Consider the following 21,980-nt stretch of genomic DNA (forward strand, 5'->3'; position numbering starts at 1 on the left):
GAACAAATAGAATTATTAAAAAAAGAAATTTAAAAATTAATAATAAAGATAAATTACTTTACTATTTAAAAAACTACAATTATCAAAATTTTATCAATGGATATAATGACCCCTTTATGTCAGGTTTTAGAAGAGCAAATAATAAATACATGGATAAAGTTAATGAAGAATCTTTAATAACATTATTTAATTTTGATAGAGATATTAGTAAATTAATTTTAAGCAATATTTTCAACATAGAAAGAAGATTCAATACAGCTATTTGTTATTCAATTGCTAAAAAATTACATTCAATTAATATGCCTAATGGTGATATTCTTAATTTATCATCTGAAAATTGAAATAAAATTTATAAAATAAAAATTAAAGATAGAGAAAAAATAGAAAAACAAATTTTGAAAAAAATTGACATAAAGATAAATTTATATAAAAAATATAAAAATAATTTAAAAACAATTCCTATATAATCCTTATTTCTTTCAATTTCTTTTGGTTTTTTATTAAAATATTTTTTTAAATTAAACAATGAAATTCAAATGGATATATTGAATATAGCATTTCAAAAAAAGTTTGACAAAAATATAGATATTTTTTCAGCAGTAATGCACAGCTTGGTAAATATTAGAAATAGATGTTGTCATAATAATGTTGTTTATAATATTCAAATCAATAAAGATAGTCATTCATTAAAAAAATTTTTATATACTTTCTTTGAAAATTTTAATAACAATATTAGACTTTTAGAAATTGTAAAAATTATTGATTGTTTAAATTCTTTTGGTAGTTCTACTGAATCACTCCAAACGATTATAAAAGAAAAGATAAATTCAAAAATATCTAAATCTGATAAAATTCCAGATGAATCAAAAGAATTTATATATAAAAAAATGAATTATATTCCTTGCTAAAAAATATTTTTGAATTATAATAAATTTGTAAAGTCGGTAACGGTTGTCTTACTTTAAGATATGAAAGAGCATTTGCTCCATCCCAGCTGAAGCGCCCTAACATCTTGTTAGGGTTTTTTATTTTTATAAATATATAACTAATCAAATAAGTTTGTATAATTAATTTCTCAATATTTTTATTCATGGATTTTACAAATGAGCTCAATTATTAAAACATTAATTCAAAAAATTACTGATAAAAATGTTAAACCTAAAATTATTTTAGCTGAAGGTTGATCACCTTTTGTGCAAGAAGCAGCAGAAGAATTAGTTAAAAATTATCCAATTATTCCGATTTTAATATTTAGAAATAAAAATGAAATTCCAACGTCTATAAATTCTGATATAAAAAAAATTATTGTTGATGATTTAGATTTAAACAAATATGCTAATCAATTATACGAATTAAGAAAAACAAAAGGAATGACTATAGAACAAGCATTTGAAGAAGTTAAAAAACCAAATGTTTTAGCTTCTTTATTAGTTAAATTAAATGAGGCTGATGGTGAAGTTTGTGGAAAAGAGTATCCTACAAAAGATACATTAAAACCGGCATTGCAAATTATTAAAACTAAACCAAATAATAAAATTGTTTCAAGTTTGTTTGTAATGGAAAGACAAAATGAAATTTTAATATTTGCTGATTGTGCCATTAATATTAATCCAAATTCTGAAGAATTAGCTGAAATAACTAAGGGTGCGATTGATTTTGCTAAAAATGTTTTAAAAATTCAAAATCTTAAAACTGCTATGCTGAGTTATTCAACTTTTGGTTCAGGTGTTGGCGAATCTGTTGATAAAGTTAGAAATGCGTATGAAATTATTAAACAAGACCCAATATACAGCAATATAGATTTAGCAGGAGAAATTCAATTTGATGCTGCTTATGTTGATGAAGTAAGAAAACAAAAAGCACCTAAATTAACATGAGACAAAAAACCTGACATATATATTTTTCCAAACATAGATTCTGGTAATATTGGATATAAAATTGCACAACGTTTAGGTAATTTTGAAGCAATAGGTCCAATTTTAATTGGATTAGATAAACCTGTTAATGATTTATCGCGCGGAGCATCAGTTTCAGAAATTGTTGATGTTTCAATTATTACAGCAGCTCAAGCTATTTTATAAATTAGTTATTAACAAACAAAATTAATTTAATGTAAACTAATATCATATTAAATATTTAATAGGAATAGAAATTATATGAAATCATTATTACTTAAAGATATATCAATGAATAAATCTTTAAAAACAGAAGTAAAAATTGGATATGAAATTAAAAATATAGAATTAATAGATAAAGATTTAAATTTTCATTCTTTATATGAAATTCATGGAAAAAAAATTATTTCTATTTTCCCATCAATAGATACAGGAATTTGTGACACTCAAACTAAAGAAATGTATAAATTAGCAAAAGAAAAAAATATTGAATTAATTAATGTTAGTGCTGATTTGCCATTTGCGCACAAACGATGATGTTTAGCTAATGAATTAATTGATGCTAAATTACTTTCTGATTATAATGAACTTAAATTAGGACACGAATTAGGTATAGTGATACCAGAAGCTAATTTGCTATATAGAAGTGTTTTTATTTTAGATGAAAATAATAAAATTATTTATATTCAATTTGCTGAAAAAGTAGGCTCTTCTTTAGATTTTAACCAAATTAAAAATTTTTTAAATGCTAATTTAATTAATGTTGAAAAAACAGAAATCAAAATAGATAATTTAGCGAAGTATAAAAAACAATATAAATCGGTAAAAATTGATTTTAATTTTATTTGTAATCTTTTAATAGAAAAATTTGAAAATAAAAAAAATTTTTCAGAACTTGAAAAAATTTTTTTTAATTACAATGCTCATGGATCTGTAGTATGAAATTTATTTAATTTTTTAAATTTAACAGGAGACAAATATAATCATTTTAATGATGAAAATTTTAATGTAATTGAATGAATTGATAAAAATGATTATAAAATTTTGGAATTAATTAGTAAAATAGATATACTTGAATAATTTGTGTTTATTTTTTTTACATAAAGATTTGTACATACATATATATATATATATATTATGAAACACACTTTATCTAAATTATTTTTTATTGCTTTTATTTTTATTATCAGATACTTAATTTATATTAATTATGATTAAAGTTGTAGAGTTATTTGCTGGTGTTGGCGGATTTAGAGTTGGCTTAAATAATGTTAAACTAGTTAAAGGCAAAGTTAGAGAATCAAAAAACTTTAAATTTGTATTTTTTAATCAATGAGAACCCAAATCAAAAAATCAATTTGCATACAATTGCTATATTAGTAGATTTTTAAAAGATTCAAATTTAAATAATTCTAATGTTGATATTAACTTAATAGATAAATCTGCTATACCTAATCATGATTTATTAGTTGGCGGTTTTCCATGTCAAGATTATTCAGTTGCAACAACCTTAGTTAATTCAAAAGGTTTAGAAGGAAAAAAAGGTATTTTATGATGAGAAATCCATAAAATTTTAAAAGAAAAAAAACCAAAATTTTTGCTTTTTGAAAATGTTGATAGATTACTTATTTCACCATCTAAAAACAGAGGAAAAGATTTTTCTACAATTTTAAAATCCTTGTCAGATTTAAATTATTATGTTGAGTGAAAAATTATAAATGCTGCAGATTATGGAATGCCACAAAAACGAAAAAGAATTTTTATATTTGCTTGCAAAAAAAATTCATTCTTTTTTAAAAATGAAATAAAAAAATATTATAAAAATAATGTAAAAAATTTTAATTTTAAAAAATTAATAAATAATAAAAATAATTTTTTTAATAAATCATTCGATTTTTCTATAAAAGAAGAAAAAAAAATAAATTTAAATTCGGAATTAAAAAATAAAAATTTTAAAATAAATTTTTTTGATTTTGGAATAATGCTAAATATAAATAATGTTTATACATTTAAAACAAAATCAATATATGAAGGAAAAAAAATTTATTTAAAAAATATATTAATCAATAAAAGAGATATTGATAAAAAGTTTATTATTTCAGAAAACAGATTAGATAAAGTAAAAATATTAAAAAGCAAAAAAAAAATAACGAAAAAAAATAAAAAAACTGGACACAAATATAATTATTCTGAGGGGAGATTAAATTTTCCCGATAATATAAATTTGCCTAGTCGAACTTTAGTAACTTCTGAAGGCTCATTAAGTAGAATGAGTCATTTTATTGAATATAAAAAAAATAAATATAGATATTTATTACCTATAGAATGTGAAAGACTTAATATGTTTCCAGACAATTGAACTAAAATTGATGGTATAACTGACAAGCAACGTTATTTTTTAATGGGGAACGCATTAGTTTGTGGAATAATTAATAGATTATCACTTCCATTAAAAAAAATTATAAAGAAGGATATTAAAAACAATATTTAATGTTTAATAACAAAAATTTAAAAATATTGATAGATAAATTAAATTTATTAAGAGATAAAACTCTTTTAGAATTATCTAATTCCTATGATTTGAAAATTTCACTAGGAAAAAATAAAAGAAATTTAATTTTAAAGAAATATTTAGATTTATTTTTTAACAATAATTCTAATAAATTTTTAAAGGATAATAATATTTCCTTGAGATCTATATTTTATAATTTTGATAAACATGAACTAAAAGAACATATTCAATTAATATCTTTAACTTTAGATGATTTAAAACAAGATAATTTCAAAAAAACAAGCTTATATAACCTATTAAAAAATAAAATATTTCTTTTTGTTTTATTTGATAATAATAAAAATGATAAATCTGAATTTGTGAAAGAAATTTGTTACTTTAAATTTTCTGATGAAAATTTAAAAAATGCTGAAAAAGTTTTTTTTCATACTAAAAAGATTTTTACAAACGGGGGAGCAAAAACTTTTTCAAATAATAAAATTAAGTATAATTTTATTAAATCCTCTAATAAATTAAGTTTTCATTTAAGACCTCATGCAAAAAATTCTTATGATACATATACAACATTTGCTAATGAAAAAATAATAAAGCAAAGTTTTTGACTAAATAAGGAAGAATTTATTAAAAAAATTAAAATGTTTTTGCTTTCAAACAATATTTCAGAAAACAAAAATTTTAAAAATACAACTTTTGATATCACAATTGATAAAAATTATGAAAACATTTTAAAATCTATTAATATGGAATTTTCAAATCAATTTTATACTTTAGATGAAATTTTTAATTGATTTGAAAAAAAATTTGAAATTAAATCCAAAAATTTGATAAATTTTTTTTTAAAAACAAACAATTTTGAAATATCTAATAACATTGTTTCAAAAAAAATATCAAATTCAGAATATGCAAAAACAAATTGTGAAACTTTTTTTAAGAATATTGAAAATTATGATAATGAAATTATTAACAAAATTAAAGATTATGTAGGTGATAATTATTTTAACTATTATTATTTAAAAAATAAAACTCAAATTTGTAATAAATTAAGAATAGATTTTACTAATTTTGATAAAAAACTTATAAAAAATAAAAATATTTATTTTTTTAAGCTGTGTAATGTAAAAATTTTTAATTTCGTGAAATCAAAATCAAGATCAAATTTATTTATTAAATCTTTTTTAACAAATAAAAAAGAAATTTATATAAATGAATTTGTTGATACTTTAAAAAATAAATATAATTTAGTGATATCAAAAACAAAATTAATTAAGTTATGTGAAAATAATCTATATTACAATAAAAAATTTGATAAAATTTTCCTAAATAAAGAAATTTGTATTGAAAAAATAGAGTCATTATAGTATGCATGGTGAAACTAGAAATAACTTGTCTTTACTAGAAAAATTTGAAAACAAAGAAATAAAACAAACTGAAACTAATCAAAAACTTACAATTGCAGGATCAACAGAAGTTTATCCAGTATATTCTATTCCTATAAAATTTTTATATTTGAATGATAGTAACGATCGTATTTCTACAGATATAAGTAAATTAAAATCAAACGAAAAAGAAAATAATCATTTCAATTCCATTTTTGACAATGAAGAAAGAAATAAAATAATTGAAAAATTCATTGAAAAAAGTAGTGACGAAACATTTAAAAAAACTAAAGAAGATATTAAAATTCATGGTCAAATGAAACCGGGAGTAGTTTTAGATGACGGGAGAGTCATAGATGGAAATAGACGATTATCATGTATAAGACAATTAAATAGAGAAAATATTAATAATTTTGGAGAATTTCAAGCTAGCATCATAACGAAAAAATCAATTACAGAAAAAGATATTAAAATTTTTGAATTATCAATTCAATTTGGGGAAGACAGGAAAGTTGAGTATAATCCAATTGAAAAATTATCAGGTATATATGATGATATTGTAAAAAATAAAATTATTTCTGTAGAAGATTATGCTCAAAGTGTTAAAAAAACTGTAAAGTCTATTGAAGAAGAAGTTGAAATTTCAAAATTAATCGTTGATTTTTTGGAATTTATAAACTGTAACGATAATCAATTTTATATTGCAAAAGAATTAGCAATCGATGGACCTATAAGAGAAATTAATAAAATTATTAGTAAAATAGATGATAAAACATTGGTAGAAAAAATTAAAAGAAGTTGTTTCATGGGAATTATAGCAAAACCACAAAACGATTTAACAAGGTATATAAGAGATTTTAAAAAAATTGCTCATTTTGAAAAATCAGAATCTTTTTTTCAAGAATCAGATAAATTATGCAAGAATTTCTTAGAAGTATTTCCACCAGAAATTAAAGAAATTGAAGAAATTGAAAAAATAAGAAATGAAAACAAAAACATTGTTGATGAATTTTCTTCTATTGTTACTACCGCATTAGATAAAGCTAATTTTCTTAATTTAAAAACTGATTCTGTTAGAGAAATTAAAACTATATTTAAAAAATTAGAAAATTTTAATGATCCTGTTATTTTTGCAGGAATAAAAAAAGATTTAGATGTTTTTAACCAATTTAACGAAATTATAGATAAAACAATAAATTTACTAGAAAAAATTAAGAAAAACATAACAAATGTTTAAAACTTTAAATTTAAAACCATTTTATACAAGTGAAAATTCTGATATAGCAGATAGTTTTTATAATCCAATATTAAAAGTTGCTTCTAAATATGATAGAACATCTGGTTATTTTTCTTCTAAAGCTTTATCACTTTATGCAAAAGGATTAGAACATTTTGCAACAAAAAATAACAAATTTAGATTAATAATTTCACAAAATATTTCTAATGAGGATTATGAATTAATAAAAAAAGGTTATTTTTTAAAATCTAAAATTCAAAATAAATTAAATTTATCTTTAGATGAAAAACTTACTCTTACAGAAGAAAACCGTTTATCAAATTTAGCATTTTTGATTTCTCAAGGAATTGTAGAAATAAAATTTGCTTTTACAAAAAATGGAATTTTTCATGAAAAAATGGGAATTTTTTACGATGCTAATAACAATATAATAACTTTTGTTGGTTCAAATAATGAAACTGAATCTGCTTTTAAAAATAATTATGAATCATTTTATGTTCATTTAAGCTGAATAAAAGATCAAACAAACTTTTACAATGATTCAATTTCTCGATCAATTCAGAATTTTGAAAAATTATGAAATAATGATTCAGAAAATGTTCTTGTTTTAGAAGCGGAAAAAACTATAAAAGAAAAAATATTAAAATTCAATAAAAATAAAATAATATTTGATGAATTATATTTATCAAAAAATACAATTTTTTTTGATGTTGATAACAATGTTCCATTTTTAAAATTAAATTTAGATAACAACAAAATATTTAAATCAAGTCCTATTTTTAAAATATATATTAAGGATTACTTAAATTATTATGATGAAGTCAATAATATTGTAGTATTTAGGGATGATGTTGAAATTGAAAAATTAAAAAATATTTCACAAATTTTGACTGACGAATTAAAAAAAATAAAAATAAATTTTATAGTAACTAACAAATTTTTAAATTACATTAATGAATTTGATTTATTAATTAAGCAAAGATGCAAATTAGGAATTAGCATTAAAAGAAAAGAACCTACTATTTTAAAAAAATTTGAAATATACAAAGAAAAAATAAATAAATTGCTTTCTAGAACACTAAAAGAAAAACAAATTTGAGATTCTTTTTTTATGACGTCAATGATAAGATCTTGTAATTTTTCAGTACCTGGTTCCGGAAAAACATCTTCTGTTTTAGGAACTTTTGCATATTTGCGTGAATTAAATAAAATAAGCAAAATAGTTATAATTGGCCCAAAGAATTGTTTTAAATCTTGAAAAGATGAGTTTAAAAAATGTTTTAATAATAAAATTATTCTTAAATATTTTGATGCTCATGAAAATACGGAAAACCCTATAAATGATAATTATAATATGTATCTTTTTAATTATGAAATATTAGATAAGTATATAGATAAAATAATTCGTATTTCCAAAGAAAATAATTGTCTTTTAGTGTTTGATGAAATTCATAGAATAAAAAAAATTGATAGCAAAAGATTTTTATGGGCAAAAAGTATTGTAAATGACTTTAAATACAGAATTGCTCTTACAGGAACACCCATACCTAATACTTATTTGGATATTTTTAATATTCTAAATATTTTATTCGATAAAGATTACAATAGTTATTTTGGATTTTCAAAAATTAAATTAAAAAATACTGATGAGTTTTTAAGAAAATCAATTAATAAAAAAATTTATCCATTTTTTTGCAGAACTTCTAAACAGGATTTGCAAATACCTGAACCACAAAAAGATTTATTAATTAAATCAAATTCAAATATATCTGAAATTGAATTATTCAAAATAATATATCAAAAATCATACAAAAATAAATTTTCATTTTATACAAGAATTTTACAATTAGAATCAAACCCTCATTTATTATTGAAATCTATAAATAAATATGATTTGAAATCAATAATTAATGATTGAGATGAAAATGAGATATTAGATTTTCAAGATGATAAATATGATAAATATGAAAAATTAATAAACAGTATCGAAATAACATCTAAAAAAATAAAATGTATTGAATTAATTAAAGATCTAGTTTTATTAAAAAATAAAAAAGTAATTGTTTGATGCATTTTTGTTGATTCTATGCTTAGTATTCAAGAATTACTTGCAAATCAAGGAATAAATGCTAAAAGTTTGTATGGAGAAACAGATTCTCAAACTAGAGATTCAATTATAGAAAATTTTAAATTAAAGAAAATTGATGTTTTGTTGACTAATCCTCATACATTAGCTGAATCTGTTTCTTTGCACGAAGTTTGCAGTGACGCAATTTATTTTGAATTTTCATTTAATTTAGTTCATTTATTACAATCTAAAGATAGAATTCATAGATTGGGAATTAGAAATAATAATACACAATGATATTTTTTAATTAATGATTATGATATAAATGGAGTCAAATATTCATTGAATGAAATTATATATAATCGATTGACTGAAAAAGAAAAAATAATGTTAACTGCATTAAATCAAAATTCATTAGAATATATATCTACAATCGACGAAGATTTAGATTTTCTTTTTGATCACATGAAATTTATTTAATATTAATTTGTTTTGTTATTTTTTTATGTATTCTTGTAATAAATTTTAATATTAAAATAATCTTAATTCATTATAATTAACAAGTTGCAAAACAATAATTTTAAATATTTTTATTTTTTTTCATTTTTTTGTGTATTGCAAATCAAAAAATAGTTAAAATTGTAACAACAAATATAATCAGTGATGGTAGCAAAACAATATACAATTCATTATTGTTTTTTAAATTATTATTATTAATTAGTTCATAATCAAATATGAAATCTTTTGAAGTTAAATAATTTTGTGAATTTTTTTCAATAATTTGTACATTTAATTTTATTTGGTTTTGTTGTTTGTTTTCAATTATAAATTTATAGTCAAATTTGCTTTCAACAGAATTTCATCCATTTATTTTTTCTACAAAAGAATCTGGATTTTTAACTAAATTATTTAATTCTTCTTGTGTAAATTGGTTTGTTTTTAACGATAGTTGCAATTCGTCAATTCTATTTTTTTCGTTTTTTAAATTTTGATCAATTAATGTTTTAATAGTGTAATCAACTTGAAAAATTTTAGTTTCTTTAATTTTAGATAAATCATTATTTAATATGACTTTAACATTAAATGAAAATTTGTTGTTTTTCTTATCAAAATTAGAGATTTGATAAGAAAATTTACTTTTATCACCAACTACAGAATTTCAATTTAATAATTGGTCTACAAAATTATTTTCATCAATTGAATTAATTTCTTCCTGTGTAAATTCATTTTTGCTTAATTTTAAATCAATAGAATTGATTCTATTAATTTCTTGATTTAATAAGATTTCATCAGAAATTGGAGGCTCAACAGGTTTATCATCTTTCAAATAAATATGTTTTTCAAATTCTCTTGTTGTCATAGAGATATTTTTATTATTTGAACTAATTTTTATTTTGAACTTATATCCATAATTAGAAAATAAACTTTCTTGTTTATATGTTTTACTAAAATCAACAACTTCATAACTAAAATTTTTATTATCTAAATCAAAATTAGAAATATTTTGAAGTAAATTATTTTTTGTAATATTTTCGAAATCGCTCAAACTAGCTTCAGATTTTTCAAATTTATCCATAATTATTAAATTATTTGCATTTAATTTTTCAATTTCACCTTGAACAGAGTTTTGATTATAATTGGGATCTGTATTAGGTTTTATAGTTACTTTAACTTTGTTTATTAAAGATTTATTTTTTTCAATTTCAGAAACATTGTTTCCATAAAAATAAACTATTTGATATTCACCTGAAATTTCGTAATTTACATTATTGAAAATAATGTTGTAATTTGATCCAAATTCTTCGAAATTTGATTTAAAAGATTTTGTAAAAAATGGTTTAAGAGTTTTGTCATAATTTTTGAAATTATAATTGTTATTTCCTTGAGTTGTTTCAACATTTTTAGTTAAATGATAAATAGGTTTTTGAGAACTTTTAGTATATACCAATTCTGTGATATTATCTTGAATTTGATCATAATTTAAAACTGTTTTAGGTGGAACAATAGATTCATTTCATGTATTATTTAAATTTGGATTAGCACTATCTAGCGAATCTAAATTAAATGCAAAAAAATCTGATGATTTAGGAATAAATTTTTGACCCTCATAAACTTTTACTATTTTTTCTAAATTATTAGCTTGTTTAGTTGTATCAATTAATTTTAATTTTAAGTTCTTGTATGGTAATGGATCATAATAGTAATTAAAAGTTTGATCTGCTTTGTTAATAACTAATTCTTTATTATCTATTTTGCTTTTTTTAGGATCTAATCTATAGCCATTAAATAAAATTTTTTCTAATTTAAATTTACTTCCATCTCTTTTAACCAAAATTGTTGGTTTAACGTTTGGCAAACTTTCATTTGTTTCTTTGTTTTTGAAATTTATAGTAACTTTATATTGTCTTTTACCTATGTAATCTCTTAGATATGATGTGCCATAATAATGGCGATTAACACGATCATTATTTGTTGCTAAAACTTCATTAGTTTCAGCATCAACAATTTCTCCAGAAATTGAATCTTTTGATGTTAGTCCAGAGGGACATGTTTTGCTTGTTTTAAAAGATAATCCTTTTAACTCATTTGGTTTAATAACAAAAACTTCAGATTCTTCAAAAAATGTATTTTTATCTTTTAGTGTGATTCTAAATTTTATTTTTCTAGTCTTTGATGTTATATTGTCAATAACAGTTCGCAATTCTAAATGTTTATCTTTAGCTAATGTTATAGTTTGTCAATTTACTTCTTTGCTTGATATATTATCTACTGAATAAGGATTTGTTACATTTGTTGTTGGGTCATTATATTTTGGTTTACCTTCAACTGTTGTAAGTTCAGGATCTGCAATATAAAATAATTCACTATTGGTTGCTTTTGCTCCCGTTGTAACAATATGATGCATACATACTTCACAAAAATCCATTGCTGTTGCATATGTCCCATAATGCATAATACATTCATCTGCAGGCAAAAATACATTGTTATTTTTAGTTTTGTATAAACCAATTCCTCTAAAATTTAAAAATTCTTTTCAAGGTATAGAATTTTCATTTTCTGGATCACTAATATAAGCTCTATTGATATTATTACCCGATGAAGTTGTATCAGGGTATTCATCAGTTAATCCTCAAATAGAATGACCCATTTCATGCATATGAATTGTAGCTAAATTATCAGTGGTTGCTCTATAATAATCTGATAAAGTTGCATTAGCAGTCACATTTCCTAATTTTCTTATTATTCCTGCTGTAGAACCATTTATTATCCCATCATCTTCAAGAAAATTTTTAGAAACATCATAAGATAAAACATTTTTCTTTATTTTTCCTCAATTTGGTACTTGCAATCAAGATGATGAAACATTTGATGATGCATAAGAACCAAAAAAACTTTTAGATCCATCTGTAATGCTTTCATTGTAATTTAAGGCATCTGGTTGAATTGAATAAACATTAATTTTGTCATTTAAAAATGTTTGATATGGATTTCTTGTACCTCTAAGAATTTCTTTTTCTATTGTGTGTTGATGATTTGGATCAAAAATTGACCCATCTGTAGTCATTGGAGATGATAGTCATGGAGTTATAACTCTTTCATACATTGTATTAAAAAATGAATCATCTGAATCTTGAAATGAATAATTATCTCCCAAAAGCAAAACATTTATTTTGTTTTTATCATTTCCAGTTTTTCTTAATGTTTTAACTTCATATAAAGTATCAGGTTTAGCAATTGTATAAATATTGTCGTCTTCAGTGTTAGTTGCAACACTATTGTCATTATTATTAATTTGATAAGATTGATTAGTTTTGTTGCTAGCGATTAAAAAAATTGAACAAAAAATAAAAAACGTAATTATTAATTTACTTAAATTTAAATTTTTTTTAAACATTTTTACAAACCATAAAATATAAAATATTGCTTTTTTAAATTAATTTTTAATGCATCTTTTCAATTAAATGTTTTCTACAACATTATTAACATATTTATTTAAACACTAATTTTAATTTATATAAGATAAAAATAAAAATGTTAAGACAAAATTGTTAATAATTAAATAAACACAACATTTTAATAATAAAACTTAAATAATATTTCTTTTAAAAAAATTATCAAATTTTTAATTTATTTATTAAAATCTACGTAGCACATCAGCATATTAATATTGTAGGTAGAACAAATTTTGACATTTGTTTTGAAAGTAAGGAAGCTGATAGAACCTGAAATCATTAGCAAAATTTGCACTTATTAGAATTAATTTTAGCTTGTGCTTTAATTTAATCACAAGGATACTTATATAATGTCAAGATATACAGGTAGTGTTTTTCGACGTTCAAGACGTCTTAATTTTTCATTGCTAGAAAGTGGCAAAGAATTTTCAAAAGGAAAAAAACGCAATTCAATACCAGGACAACATGGAAGTAATAAAGTTCGTCCTAAGTTATCTGGTTATGCAGAACAATTACAAGAAAAACAAAGAATGCAATATATGTATGGAATTAATGATCGTCAATTTCGACGTTTGTTTTCTGTAGCTAAAAAAATGGAAGGAATTTTAACAATGAATCTATTTAGAGTTTTAGAATCTAGATTAGATAGCATTGTTTTTCGAATGGGTTTTGCTCCAACACGTCGTGGATCAAGACAATTAGTTAATCATGGTCATATAAAAGTTAATGGTAAAACTGTTAATATTCCTTCATACATTTTAAACATTGGAGATGTTATTGAATTGAAAACAAGTGCTCAAAATTTACCAATGGTTAAACAAGCTATTGAATTTAAAAAATGAGCACCATTTACAGAAGTTAATCAAAAAACATTTCAAGGAACATATACACGTTATCCAGAACGTAATGAATTGCCAATTGAAATTAATGAAACATACGTTGTTGAATGATACAAACGTTTAGTAAAATAAAACCAAATTCAATACTTTTTATTAGATTTATCTATAATCTAAAATATTTTAACTATCAAAAATTAGCGAAAAAACATAAATGAAAAATAAGTTGCTTATAATCGAATCACCAAATAAAATCAAAACGCTGCAAAAATATTTACCAGCTGATTTTGAAATTGTAGCAACTATAGGTCATATTCGTGATTTAAGCAAATTTGGTTTAGGTTTTGATAGTAAAACAATGGAACCAAAATGAATTATTCCTAAACCTAGTAAAACAGGTGAAAAATCTAAAAAAGAAATAATCACAGATATTAAAAATAAAGCTGAAAAAGCAAAAGAAATTTATTTAGCTAGCGACCCTGACCGAGAAGGCGAAGCAATATCTTGACATGTTTATGAAATTTTAAATCAAAATGATAAAAAGAAATGTAAAAGAATTGTTTTTAATGAAATTTCAAAAGAAGCAGTTTTGAATGCATTAGAACATCCTAGAGATATTGATAAAAAATGAGTTGAATCACAATTTGCTCGACGAATTTTAGATCGAATGATTGGATTTAGATTATCACGCTTAGTTCAAAATCAGTTGCATGCAGAATCAGCAGGAAGAGTTCAATCTGTTGCCTTAAAATTTTTAGAAGATCGTGAAAAAGAAATTGAATCATTTGTTCCTAGAAAATGATGAACAGTTGATGTTCTTTTAAAAAATAAAACTCCATTAATTTTGCGCAAAGTGTCTGATGAAATTGCTAAAAAATTAAGTTTTGAAGAACCAAAAGAAGTTTCTGGAATTGACTTTAAAACACTAGAAGATGCTAAATTGTTTAAAAAATCTTTAGGTGAAGAATACGAAATTTATTCAATTGATGATCCAAAATTTTATACAAAATCCCCTAAAGAACCATATAAAACTTCAACGATGCAACAAGATGGTATTAATAAATTAGGCTGAACAGCAAAGAAATTAACATTAGTAGCACAACATTTATATGAAGGAATTAATGTAGGAAAAGAACATATTGCTTTAATTTCATATCCACGTACAGATAGCACAAGAATAGCTGATGCTTTTAAAACAAATGTAATTAATTATATTGAAAAAAATTATGGAAAAAATTATTTAGCATCTTCAGAAGTTAAGCAAAAAAAGAAGAGTTCTAAAGTTTCTGTAAAAATTCAAGATGCTCATGAAGCTATTCGTCCAATTGATATTTCTATTACTCCAGATTCAATAAAAAACAAAGTGCATCGTGATGAATATGCATTATATAAGTTAATTTGAATTCGAACTGTAGCTGCTTTTATGGCACCGGCTCAATATCAAAGAATAGATATTCGTTTTACAAATAACGGTCATAAATTTTATGCTTCAAGTCGTTCAATTAAGTTTGATGGTTATACAAAAATATATACACATTATGAAACACAAGAAAAGATTCATATCTTACCATTAAATGAATTTGAAATAGGTAAAAAATTCAAAGCTTCTGAAGTACAAATTAATGAACATGTCACTTCACCACCCCCACGTTTTACACAAGCATCTTTAATTGCTGCTTTAGAAAAATCAGGAATTGGTCGACCATCAACATATAATACAATGGCAAATGTTGCATTAAATCGTGGGTATGCCAATTTAGAAGCAAAAGCATATGTACCTACTTCATTAGGTCGAAAAGTAATTACAGAATTAGAAAATTATTTTAATAATATTATTAATAAAGAATTTACAAAGGGAATGGAAGAACATTTAGATGAAATTGCGAACGGGAAGGAAGAGTATCGCAAATATTTATTAAATTTTTGAGAATCATTCGAAAAGGAAGTTATTATGGCATTTGATAAAATCGAAAAAGTTAAACCTGAAATTGAATATGTAGGACGTGATTGTCCAAATTGTAAATCTAAATTAATTTATCGTTATAGTTTTAAAAGTCGTAACAAATTTATAGGTTGTTCTAATTATCCAGAATGTCGTTATTTAGAATCATTAGAAAAACCAAAATTATTAGAGGAAAATTGTCCTAATTGTGGGAAGCAATTAGTAGAACGCTCTTCGCGTCGTAAAGGTAGTCAATCTTTTATTGGTTGCACAGGCTATCCATCATGTAATTACATGCGCACAATGGAAGGTGAAGTTATAGTTCCAAAAGATAAAACTAAAAAGACAACTTCCAAAAAGAAAACATCAAAAAATTCTAAGAAAGAATCAAATGATGACAAAGATGAATAATTTATAAGCAATTTTTATCACAAAATTTTATAGTTTAGTAAAATTAAATTTCTATTTAAATTTAAAAGGTTTATAAATACGTATGATAACAATTAAAAACAATTTAGAATTCGATGAATTAATTAAAAATAATGAAGTAGTTATTGTTGATTTTTATGCTGATTGATGTGGACCATGTAAAATGATGGCTCCATTTTTTGAAGAATTATCTAAAGAAATGACATCAATTACTTTTGCAAAATTAAATGTTGATGAATTAAATGATTTAGCTGAATCTTTTGAAATCACTTCTATTCCAACATTAATTGTTTTTAAAAATGGTAAACAATCTGAACGTCACGCTGGTTTTTTAAATAAAGAAGGAATAATCAATTTACTTAAATAATATTTATAAAAATGGATAACAAAAAATTTAGATTTTTAGCTTTAGATTTAGATGGAACATTATTGGGACATAACAAAAAAATTTCTAAAGAAACTATATTAGCTCTAGATTCTTATGCTGAAAAATACCCAGATTCTGTGAATGCTATTATTACTGGTAGATATCCATATTCTGCAAAACGATATGCCAATTTTATTAATGAAAAATCTAAATTATTTAAGATTCATTATGTTGGTGCTAGTAATGGTTCATTTTTTTATGAAATTGATTTAAATTCTAATAGTTACAATTTGTTATCCGAAAATTTAATTCCGCAACAACAAGCACTAAAAATTTACGAATTTTGTTTAAAAAACAACGTTTTGTTTTGAGGATATCCAAGAAATTTGCACAAAGGTGCACCTATTGTTTTAAGTTCTCATTTTTCATCTTTTTTAATTCATTTAGTAAGACCTAAAGATACACATATTATTAACAAATTTTTAAATGAAAATTATTCCAAAATTAATATTGTTTGCACATCAGCAAAAAAATTGGATGTTTTATTTGAAAATTTAAAAGAAATTTATCCAAATATTTTTGAAATTTCAAGAACTTCTAAAAATATGTTAGAAATCACAGCTTTTAATATAAATAAGGGCAAAATTGTTGATTTAATTTGTGATTCTAATAATATTTCTTATGATCAAAGAGTTGCAATTGGTGATTCTCATAATGACAAAAACATGTTTAAAAAAGTAGCAGTTAAATTAGCGCCCATTAATGTTAGAAATGCATTAAAAAGTGAAGCTGATTATATTGGAACAAAACATTTTAAAAAGCGAATTTCATGTTTGTTCTATGATTATTTGTTGAAATAATAATTTTTTAAGAATAAATTTAAAACTATTTTTATATAATGATAAGTAATTAAATAATCAAAATATTTCATTTGGATATAACTATATTAGGAGTATTTTAAAATGGCAGTAAAACGCGGAACAAGATTAAGTTGTTCAACATGTAATGAAATTAATTATATAACTCACAAAAATTCTAAAAAAAATCCTGATAAATTAGAATTAAATAAATATTGTTCACGTTGTCGAACAACATCTTTACATAAAGAAATCAAAAAGAAATAAGTTATTTATGAGTAATAAGCAATCTTTAGGTACTGAATTTATTTTTAAACATAGTGTTGTTAAGGACATTTTAAAAAGAGAAAAAGCTGATACTTTATTACTTGTTTCAGATCAAAATCGTTTATGATTTACTGAGTTTGCTTCAACTTTTGGTTTTTTATTTATCAACAAATCAAAAGCTATTTTAGTTACAGATGCTAGATATTTTGAAGCAGCACAACGAAACATTAAAAATGTTGAAGTTGTTTTATACAATAGTCCTAAAATTTTAGAAGAAGTAGCTAAAAAGATAAATGTTGATCAATTAATAATTGAAGGTGAGTACCTTACTTATAATTATGAAGGTTTACTTAATAAATTATCAAGTAAAAAACCAAAAATTATATCTTCACAAATTTTGCGTGCTATCAAAACACCTAAAGAATTGAAATTAATGCAAGAAGTTGTAAATATCACAGCTAAAGTTGGTAATAATTTAACTAAATGAATTAAACCAAATATGACTGAAATAGATTTAGCTAAAAAAATTACTATTGAATTGATTAATGCTGGTGGAGAAAAAAATTCTTTTGATCCTATTGTCGCTTCAGGCACAAATGGATCCAGTCCTCATCATCATCCAACAAATAAAAAATTAGTAATGGGCGAATTTGTCACTTGTGATTTTGGAACTACTTATAAAGGGTATTGTTCTGATATAACAAGAACTTTTGTTGTTGGAAATAAACCCAAAAATCAAAGATTAGTTAATGCTTATAGAGTAGTTGATGCTGCTAATCGTCAAGGAATTAAAGCATGTAAAGCTGGAATAAAGGGAATGGAATTAGATACTGTTTGTCGAAATTACATTAACCAAACAGAATTTAAAAAATATTTTGTTCATTCAACAGGTCATGGTGTAGGACTAGATGTTCATGAACTACCAAATGTTTCACCTAGTTATAATTTTGAACTTTTACAAAATTCGATTGTTACAGTAGAACCAGGTATTTATATCCCTAAAGTTGGGGGCATTAGAATTGAAGATATGGTTTTAGTCAAAGATAAAAAATCTATTTGAATGTCTGAAAAAATTTATCGTCCTAAATTTTAGAGGTTTATTTTAAATGCCAGGTTGAAGCGAAAATCTTGAAGATAAGTTATTAAAAATTAGAATGGAAAAATATAATGAGCATGCAAATCGCCCGCCATCTAATAAATTAATAGATATTAAAACCAAACCTTTTGTATTTTTTGTAGCAACATTATTTGTTGTTTTGTTTTTTGTTGAAATGATTTTGATTTGCATTGCTATTCTTGCTCCATTTGATTCTTTAATTGGTATAGGAGATTTGTTTAATTTGAATTCTAGATCAATTAATCTTTTGTGAAATATTCAAAGTAGCATGGGTAATATTATTTATTCGCTTTCAGCATATGCTATAGCTATTATTTTTATTGGTATTGTTTTAATGGTTAATTTGTTTTACTTTATAAATATTTGATTAAAAGATGATTTATTTATTTCGTTAAAAAACGATAAAAAATTAAAAAATAAATTTTTTTACATTTTTATTTTTAGTGCTGTATTTTTTGTTGTTTTTATTATCATAAGTTTAATAGGTGTATCGCCTTTAAATACTCCAACTACATTAACATTAACTGGTATAAATTTAAATACACCATTAGGGATATCTTTCTTAATTAATCAATCTGCAAGTGGAACATTAATTACTTCTCCTAGTAGTTTTGGTTCTTTTGTTAGTGCAATGCAAATAATTTGTTTTTTATTGTCAATTGTTTGATTAATTGGATTTAATGCAAAAATTAATTGAAACAAAATAATTAAAAAAATGAAATAACAACTATTTTCTATTGATAAATTAATTAAAAAGCAAGTTTAAGTTTTAAAAAACTTGCTTTTTTTTTTTTTTTTTTAGCATTAATTATTATGAAAAAAATTAATGCTCCATATATTTTGATATTTGTTTTGTGAGGCGGATTTACATCATTAAGTTCTTGATATTTAATTGTTTTTCAATGAGAAAACACTTTTTTTACTCTTCAAGATATAGTTGTAAAATTTTTTTTAATTCTTAATTGATTAATTATTAATATTGGATTTTGCAATGGTATTAAAGATTTTGTTATTTTGTTAACTTATTACATTTATTTAAAACCCAAATATAAAAAAAATTATTTTAAACAATTTAATCATTCAAAATTAATTTCTAAATTAGAACCAAAAGTATTGCTTTTATATACTACTTGCAATGATTTTGATGAACAAAGTTTATTACAATCTATTAATCAAAATTATTCAAATTTTTGTACTTATATTTTGGATGATTCAGATCAAGAATTTTATAAAAATAAAATTGATAATTTTATTAATAAAAACAAAAATATTAATCTAGTTAGAAGAAAAGACAAAAAAGGTTTTAAAGCAGGGAATATAAATAATTTTTTAATGAATACAAAAGAAGAATTTGATTATTTTGTTTTGTTAGATAGTGATGAAATAATTCCAAATAATTTTATTAAAAATTGTTTACCATATTTTGAAAATAATGTCGGAATTGTTCAAGCAAATCATAAGGCAACAAGATTTTCAAATTTATTTGACAAACTTGGTTCAAAAGGTGTGTTACCTGCATGAACTACTTTTATATCATTTAAAAATGTTTATGGTTCAGTAACATTAAATGGTCATGGTGCAATGATTGATCGCAAATGTTATTATGATTCTATGGGATTTCCCGAAATAGTTGCTGAAGATTTGGGATTTGCAGTAAATGCTATTAATAAAAAATATAAAATTGTTTTTGCGTATGATGTTATATGTGAAGAAAAATTTCCTGTAGATTTTATTTCATTTAAAAAAAGAAATATTAAATGAACTCAAGGCAATTTTGAATTTATTAAAAAATTTGGACTCAAACTCATAATCAACAAAACAAATTTTTTTAAAAAATTAGATTTATTTTTATCGTCTACATCAATTTTTTTAACTGTTTTTTGTTTTTTCACAATAATCATCAATTTTTCAATTTTATATCCTTTAGGTTTTTACTACAAATATTCATATTTTCTTTGAATTTTTATAGTATTTTTTTTCTTAATACCTTTGCTTAATGACATTATTTTTTTAATAAGAAAAGAAAATTTTTTTCATTTACTAGGATATTTGTTTTTTTGTTGTTTACTTTATCCATCTATGATTATTTCATCAATATTAACTTTTACATTTTCAATTTTTGGAAAAAAAGCAAAATTTATTGTTACTCCTAAAAATAGTAAAAAATATACTTTTTGAGAAGCGATAAAATTTAATAAGTTAGAGTTAATAAGTTCTATTGTTTTAATTACTTTAATAACCTTACTAACAATTTTTGTTAATAATTTTCAATATGTTTTAATTTTATGATTGGTATTTTTCATAATACCATTTTTATCTACACCATTTTTAACTCTTTTAAGTAATAAAAGCGTTGTAGTTAAAAATTAAATTTTTTATTTTTTTGTTGGATTAATGAATTCTAAATATTCATCTATCTCATCTGATTTACAAACTACTGAAATAAAATCTGCTTGCATTAATGTTGTATCTGCATCTACTGGAAAAATTAATTTATCTTGTCTTTGAATAGAAATGATATTAGCTCCTGCATAAGCTCTTATGTTAATATCTGATAATTTTTTATTAAACAATTTTGAATTTGTTAAGCTAGATTTAACAATACTAATAGTTTTACCTAAAGTAACAATATCTGCATTAGATTTGTGAATCATTTTCATAGCAATGTTATTTCCAACAACTTCTTCAGGAATAACTGCTTCTTTAACACCGATAGTGTTTAAAACGCGTTTATGAATTAAATTTTTAGCTCTTGCAATTATATTTTTGACTTTTAATTCTTTTAAGTTAGCTGCAATCATAATAGATGATTCAATATTACTAACACTTACAATAACTGTATCTACTTCTGAAATATTTAATTCTTCTAATGTATTTAAATCCGTTGCATCAGCTTGAAAGACATATTCAAATTCCTTTGAAGCTAATTTTGTTTTTTCTTCATCATTATCAATTAAAATTACATTATAATCATTAGCTGATAGTGATTTAGCAACTTGAGTTCCAAATCTTCCTAAACCAATTACACAAAAATCACTTTTAGCCATGATGAACCTTTAAATTAGAATAATTTAAACTTACTTAATATTATATATTACAATTTAACAAGCAAATTTAAAAATCA

At 22.4% G+C, this 21,980-nt stretch carries 16 protein-coding genes and 1 pseudogene; 15 read left to right on the forward strand and 2 right to left on the reverse strand.

Translation table 4 applies throughout. The features are described from left to right. The first annotated feature begins 65 nt into the window (after positions 1-65). The 7 genes and pseudogenes from T397_RS04430 to T397_RS0101605 all read left to right on the forward strand — a co-directional run bounded on the left by T397_RS04430 (position 66) and on the right by T397_RS0101605 (position 9,568). Positions 66-908 (forward strand): annotated as a pseudogene (locus tag T397_RS04430) (Abi family protein). Positions 909-1,103: 195 nt separating this feature from the next. Further along, on the forward strand, positions 1,104-2,081 hold the full coding sequence (gene pta / locus T397_RS0101580; protein WP_027123935.1) for a phosphate acetyltransferase: 978 nt from the start codon (positions 1,104-1,106) through the stop codon (positions 2,079-2,081). A 75-nt stretch (positions 2,082-2,156) separates the two neighbouring features. After that, positions 2,157-2,975 (forward strand): thiol peroxidase, encoded by an 819-nt coding sequence (gene tpx / locus T397_RS04210; protein ID WP_052663064.1) that lies wholly within the window; start codon positions 2,157-2,159, stop codon positions 2,973-2,975. Between the two features lie 130 nt (positions 2,976-3,105). Further along, positions 3,106-4,386: a DNA (cytosine-5-)-methyltransferase gene (dcm, locus tag T397_RS0101590; RefSeq protein ID WP_052663065.1), complete on the forward strand. Its 1,281-nt coding sequence runs from the start codon at positions 3,106-3,108 to the stop codon at positions 4,384-4,386. Continuing rightward, complete coding sequence (locus T397_RS0101595) at positions 4,386-5,765, forward strand: PDDEXK family nuclease (protein ID WP_027123937.1); 1,380 nt, start codon at positions 4,386-4,388, stop codon at positions 5,763-5,765. Before dcm ends, T397_RS0101595 begins: the two co-directional genes overlap by 1 nt. Position 5,766: 1 nt before the next feature. Beyond that, a complete protein-coding gene (locus T397_RS0101600) occupies positions 5,767-7,020 on the forward strand; it encodes a ParB N-terminal domain-containing protein (protein WP_027123938.1) in 1,254 nt (417 codons plus the stop codon). Next, complete coding sequence (locus tag T397_RS0101605) at positions 7,013-9,568, forward strand: SNF2-related protein (RefSeq protein WP_027123939.1); 2,556 nt, start codon at positions 7,013-7,015, stop codon at positions 9,566-9,568. The genes T397_RS0101600 and T397_RS0101605 overlap by 8 nt, the downstream gene beginning before the upstream one ends. A 100-nt stretch (positions 9,569-9,668) precedes the next feature. Here the strand turns inward: T397_RS0101605 and T397_RS0101610 are convergent, their stop codons facing one another. Further along, positions 9,669-12,983, reverse strand: coding sequence for a synaptonemal complex protein 1 (locus tag T397_RS0101610; RefSeq protein WP_027123940.1), 3,315 nt, complete (start codon positions 12,981-12,983; stop codon positions 9,669-9,671). 408 nt (positions 12,984-13,391) lie between these two features. Here T397_RS0101610 and rpsD point away from each other — a divergent pair, with 408 nt between their 5' ends. The 8 genes from rpsD (at position 13,392) to T397_RS03875 (ending at position 21,226) form a co-directional block, all read left to right on the forward strand. Beyond that, positions 13,392-14,012, forward strand: coding sequence for a 30S ribosomal protein S4 (rpsD, locus tag T397_RS0101615; protein WP_027123941.1), 621 nt, complete (start codon positions 13,392-13,394; stop codon positions 14,010-14,012). A 79-nt stretch (positions 14,013-14,091) separates the two neighbouring features. After that, positions 14,092-16,230 carry a type I DNA topoisomerase gene (gene topA / locus T397_RS03870; protein WP_052663066.1) on the forward strand — a complete coding sequence of 713 codons (2,139 nt, stop codon included), beginning with the start codon at positions 14,092-14,094 and terminating at the stop codon, positions 16,228-16,230. An 82-nt stretch (positions 16,231-16,312) separates the two neighbouring features. After that, positions 16,313-16,615, forward strand: coding sequence for a thioredoxin (gene trxA, locus T397_RS0101625; RefSeq protein WP_027123942.1), 303 nt, complete (start codon positions 16,313-16,315; stop codon positions 16,613-16,615). An 11-nt stretch (positions 16,616-16,626) separates the two neighbouring features. After that, positions 16,627-17,475 (forward strand): HAD-IIB family hydrolase, encoded by an 849-nt coding sequence (locus T397_RS0101630; protein ID WP_027123943.1) that lies wholly within the window; start codon positions 16,627-16,629, stop codon positions 17,473-17,475. Positions 17,476-17,577: 102 nt separating this feature from the next. Beyond that, complete coding sequence (gene rpmG, locus T397_RS0101640) at positions 17,578-17,739, forward strand: 50S ribosomal protein L33 (RefSeq protein ID WP_027123944.1); 162 nt, start codon at positions 17,578-17,580, stop codon at positions 17,737-17,739. 7 nt (positions 17,740-17,746) lie between these two features. Then, entirely contained in the window at positions 17,747-18,832 is a 1,086-nt protein-coding gene (locus tag T397_RS0101645) for an aminopeptidase P family protein (protein WP_052663067.1), read from the forward strand. Positions 18,833-18,845: 13 nt separating this feature from the next. Continuing rightward, a complete protein-coding gene (locus T397_RS0101650; RefSeq protein ID WP_027123946.1) occupies positions 18,846-19,580 on the forward strand; it encodes a hypothetical protein in 735 nt (244 codons plus the stop codon). Positions 19,581-19,669: 89 nt separating this feature from the next. After that, a complete protein-coding gene (locus T397_RS03875; protein ID WP_052663068.1) occupies positions 19,670-21,226 on the forward strand; it encodes a glycosyltransferase family 2 protein in 1,557 nt (518 codons plus the stop codon). A gap of 5 nt (positions 21,227-21,231) precedes the next feature. Here T397_RS03875 and T397_RS0101660 read toward each other — a convergent pair whose 3' ends face one another. Further along, a complete protein-coding gene (locus tag T397_RS0101660) occupies positions 21,232-21,903 on the reverse strand; it encodes a potassium channel family protein (protein ID WP_027123948.1) in 672 nt (223 codons plus the stop codon). Positions 21,904-21,980 lie beyond the last annotated feature (77 nt).

This window comes from Mycoplasmoides pirum ATCC 25960 (assembly GCF_000685905.1).
Lineage (GTDB): Bacteria > Bacillota_I > Bacilli_A > Mycoplasmatales > Mycoplasmoidaceae > Mycoplasmoides > Mycoplasmoides pirum.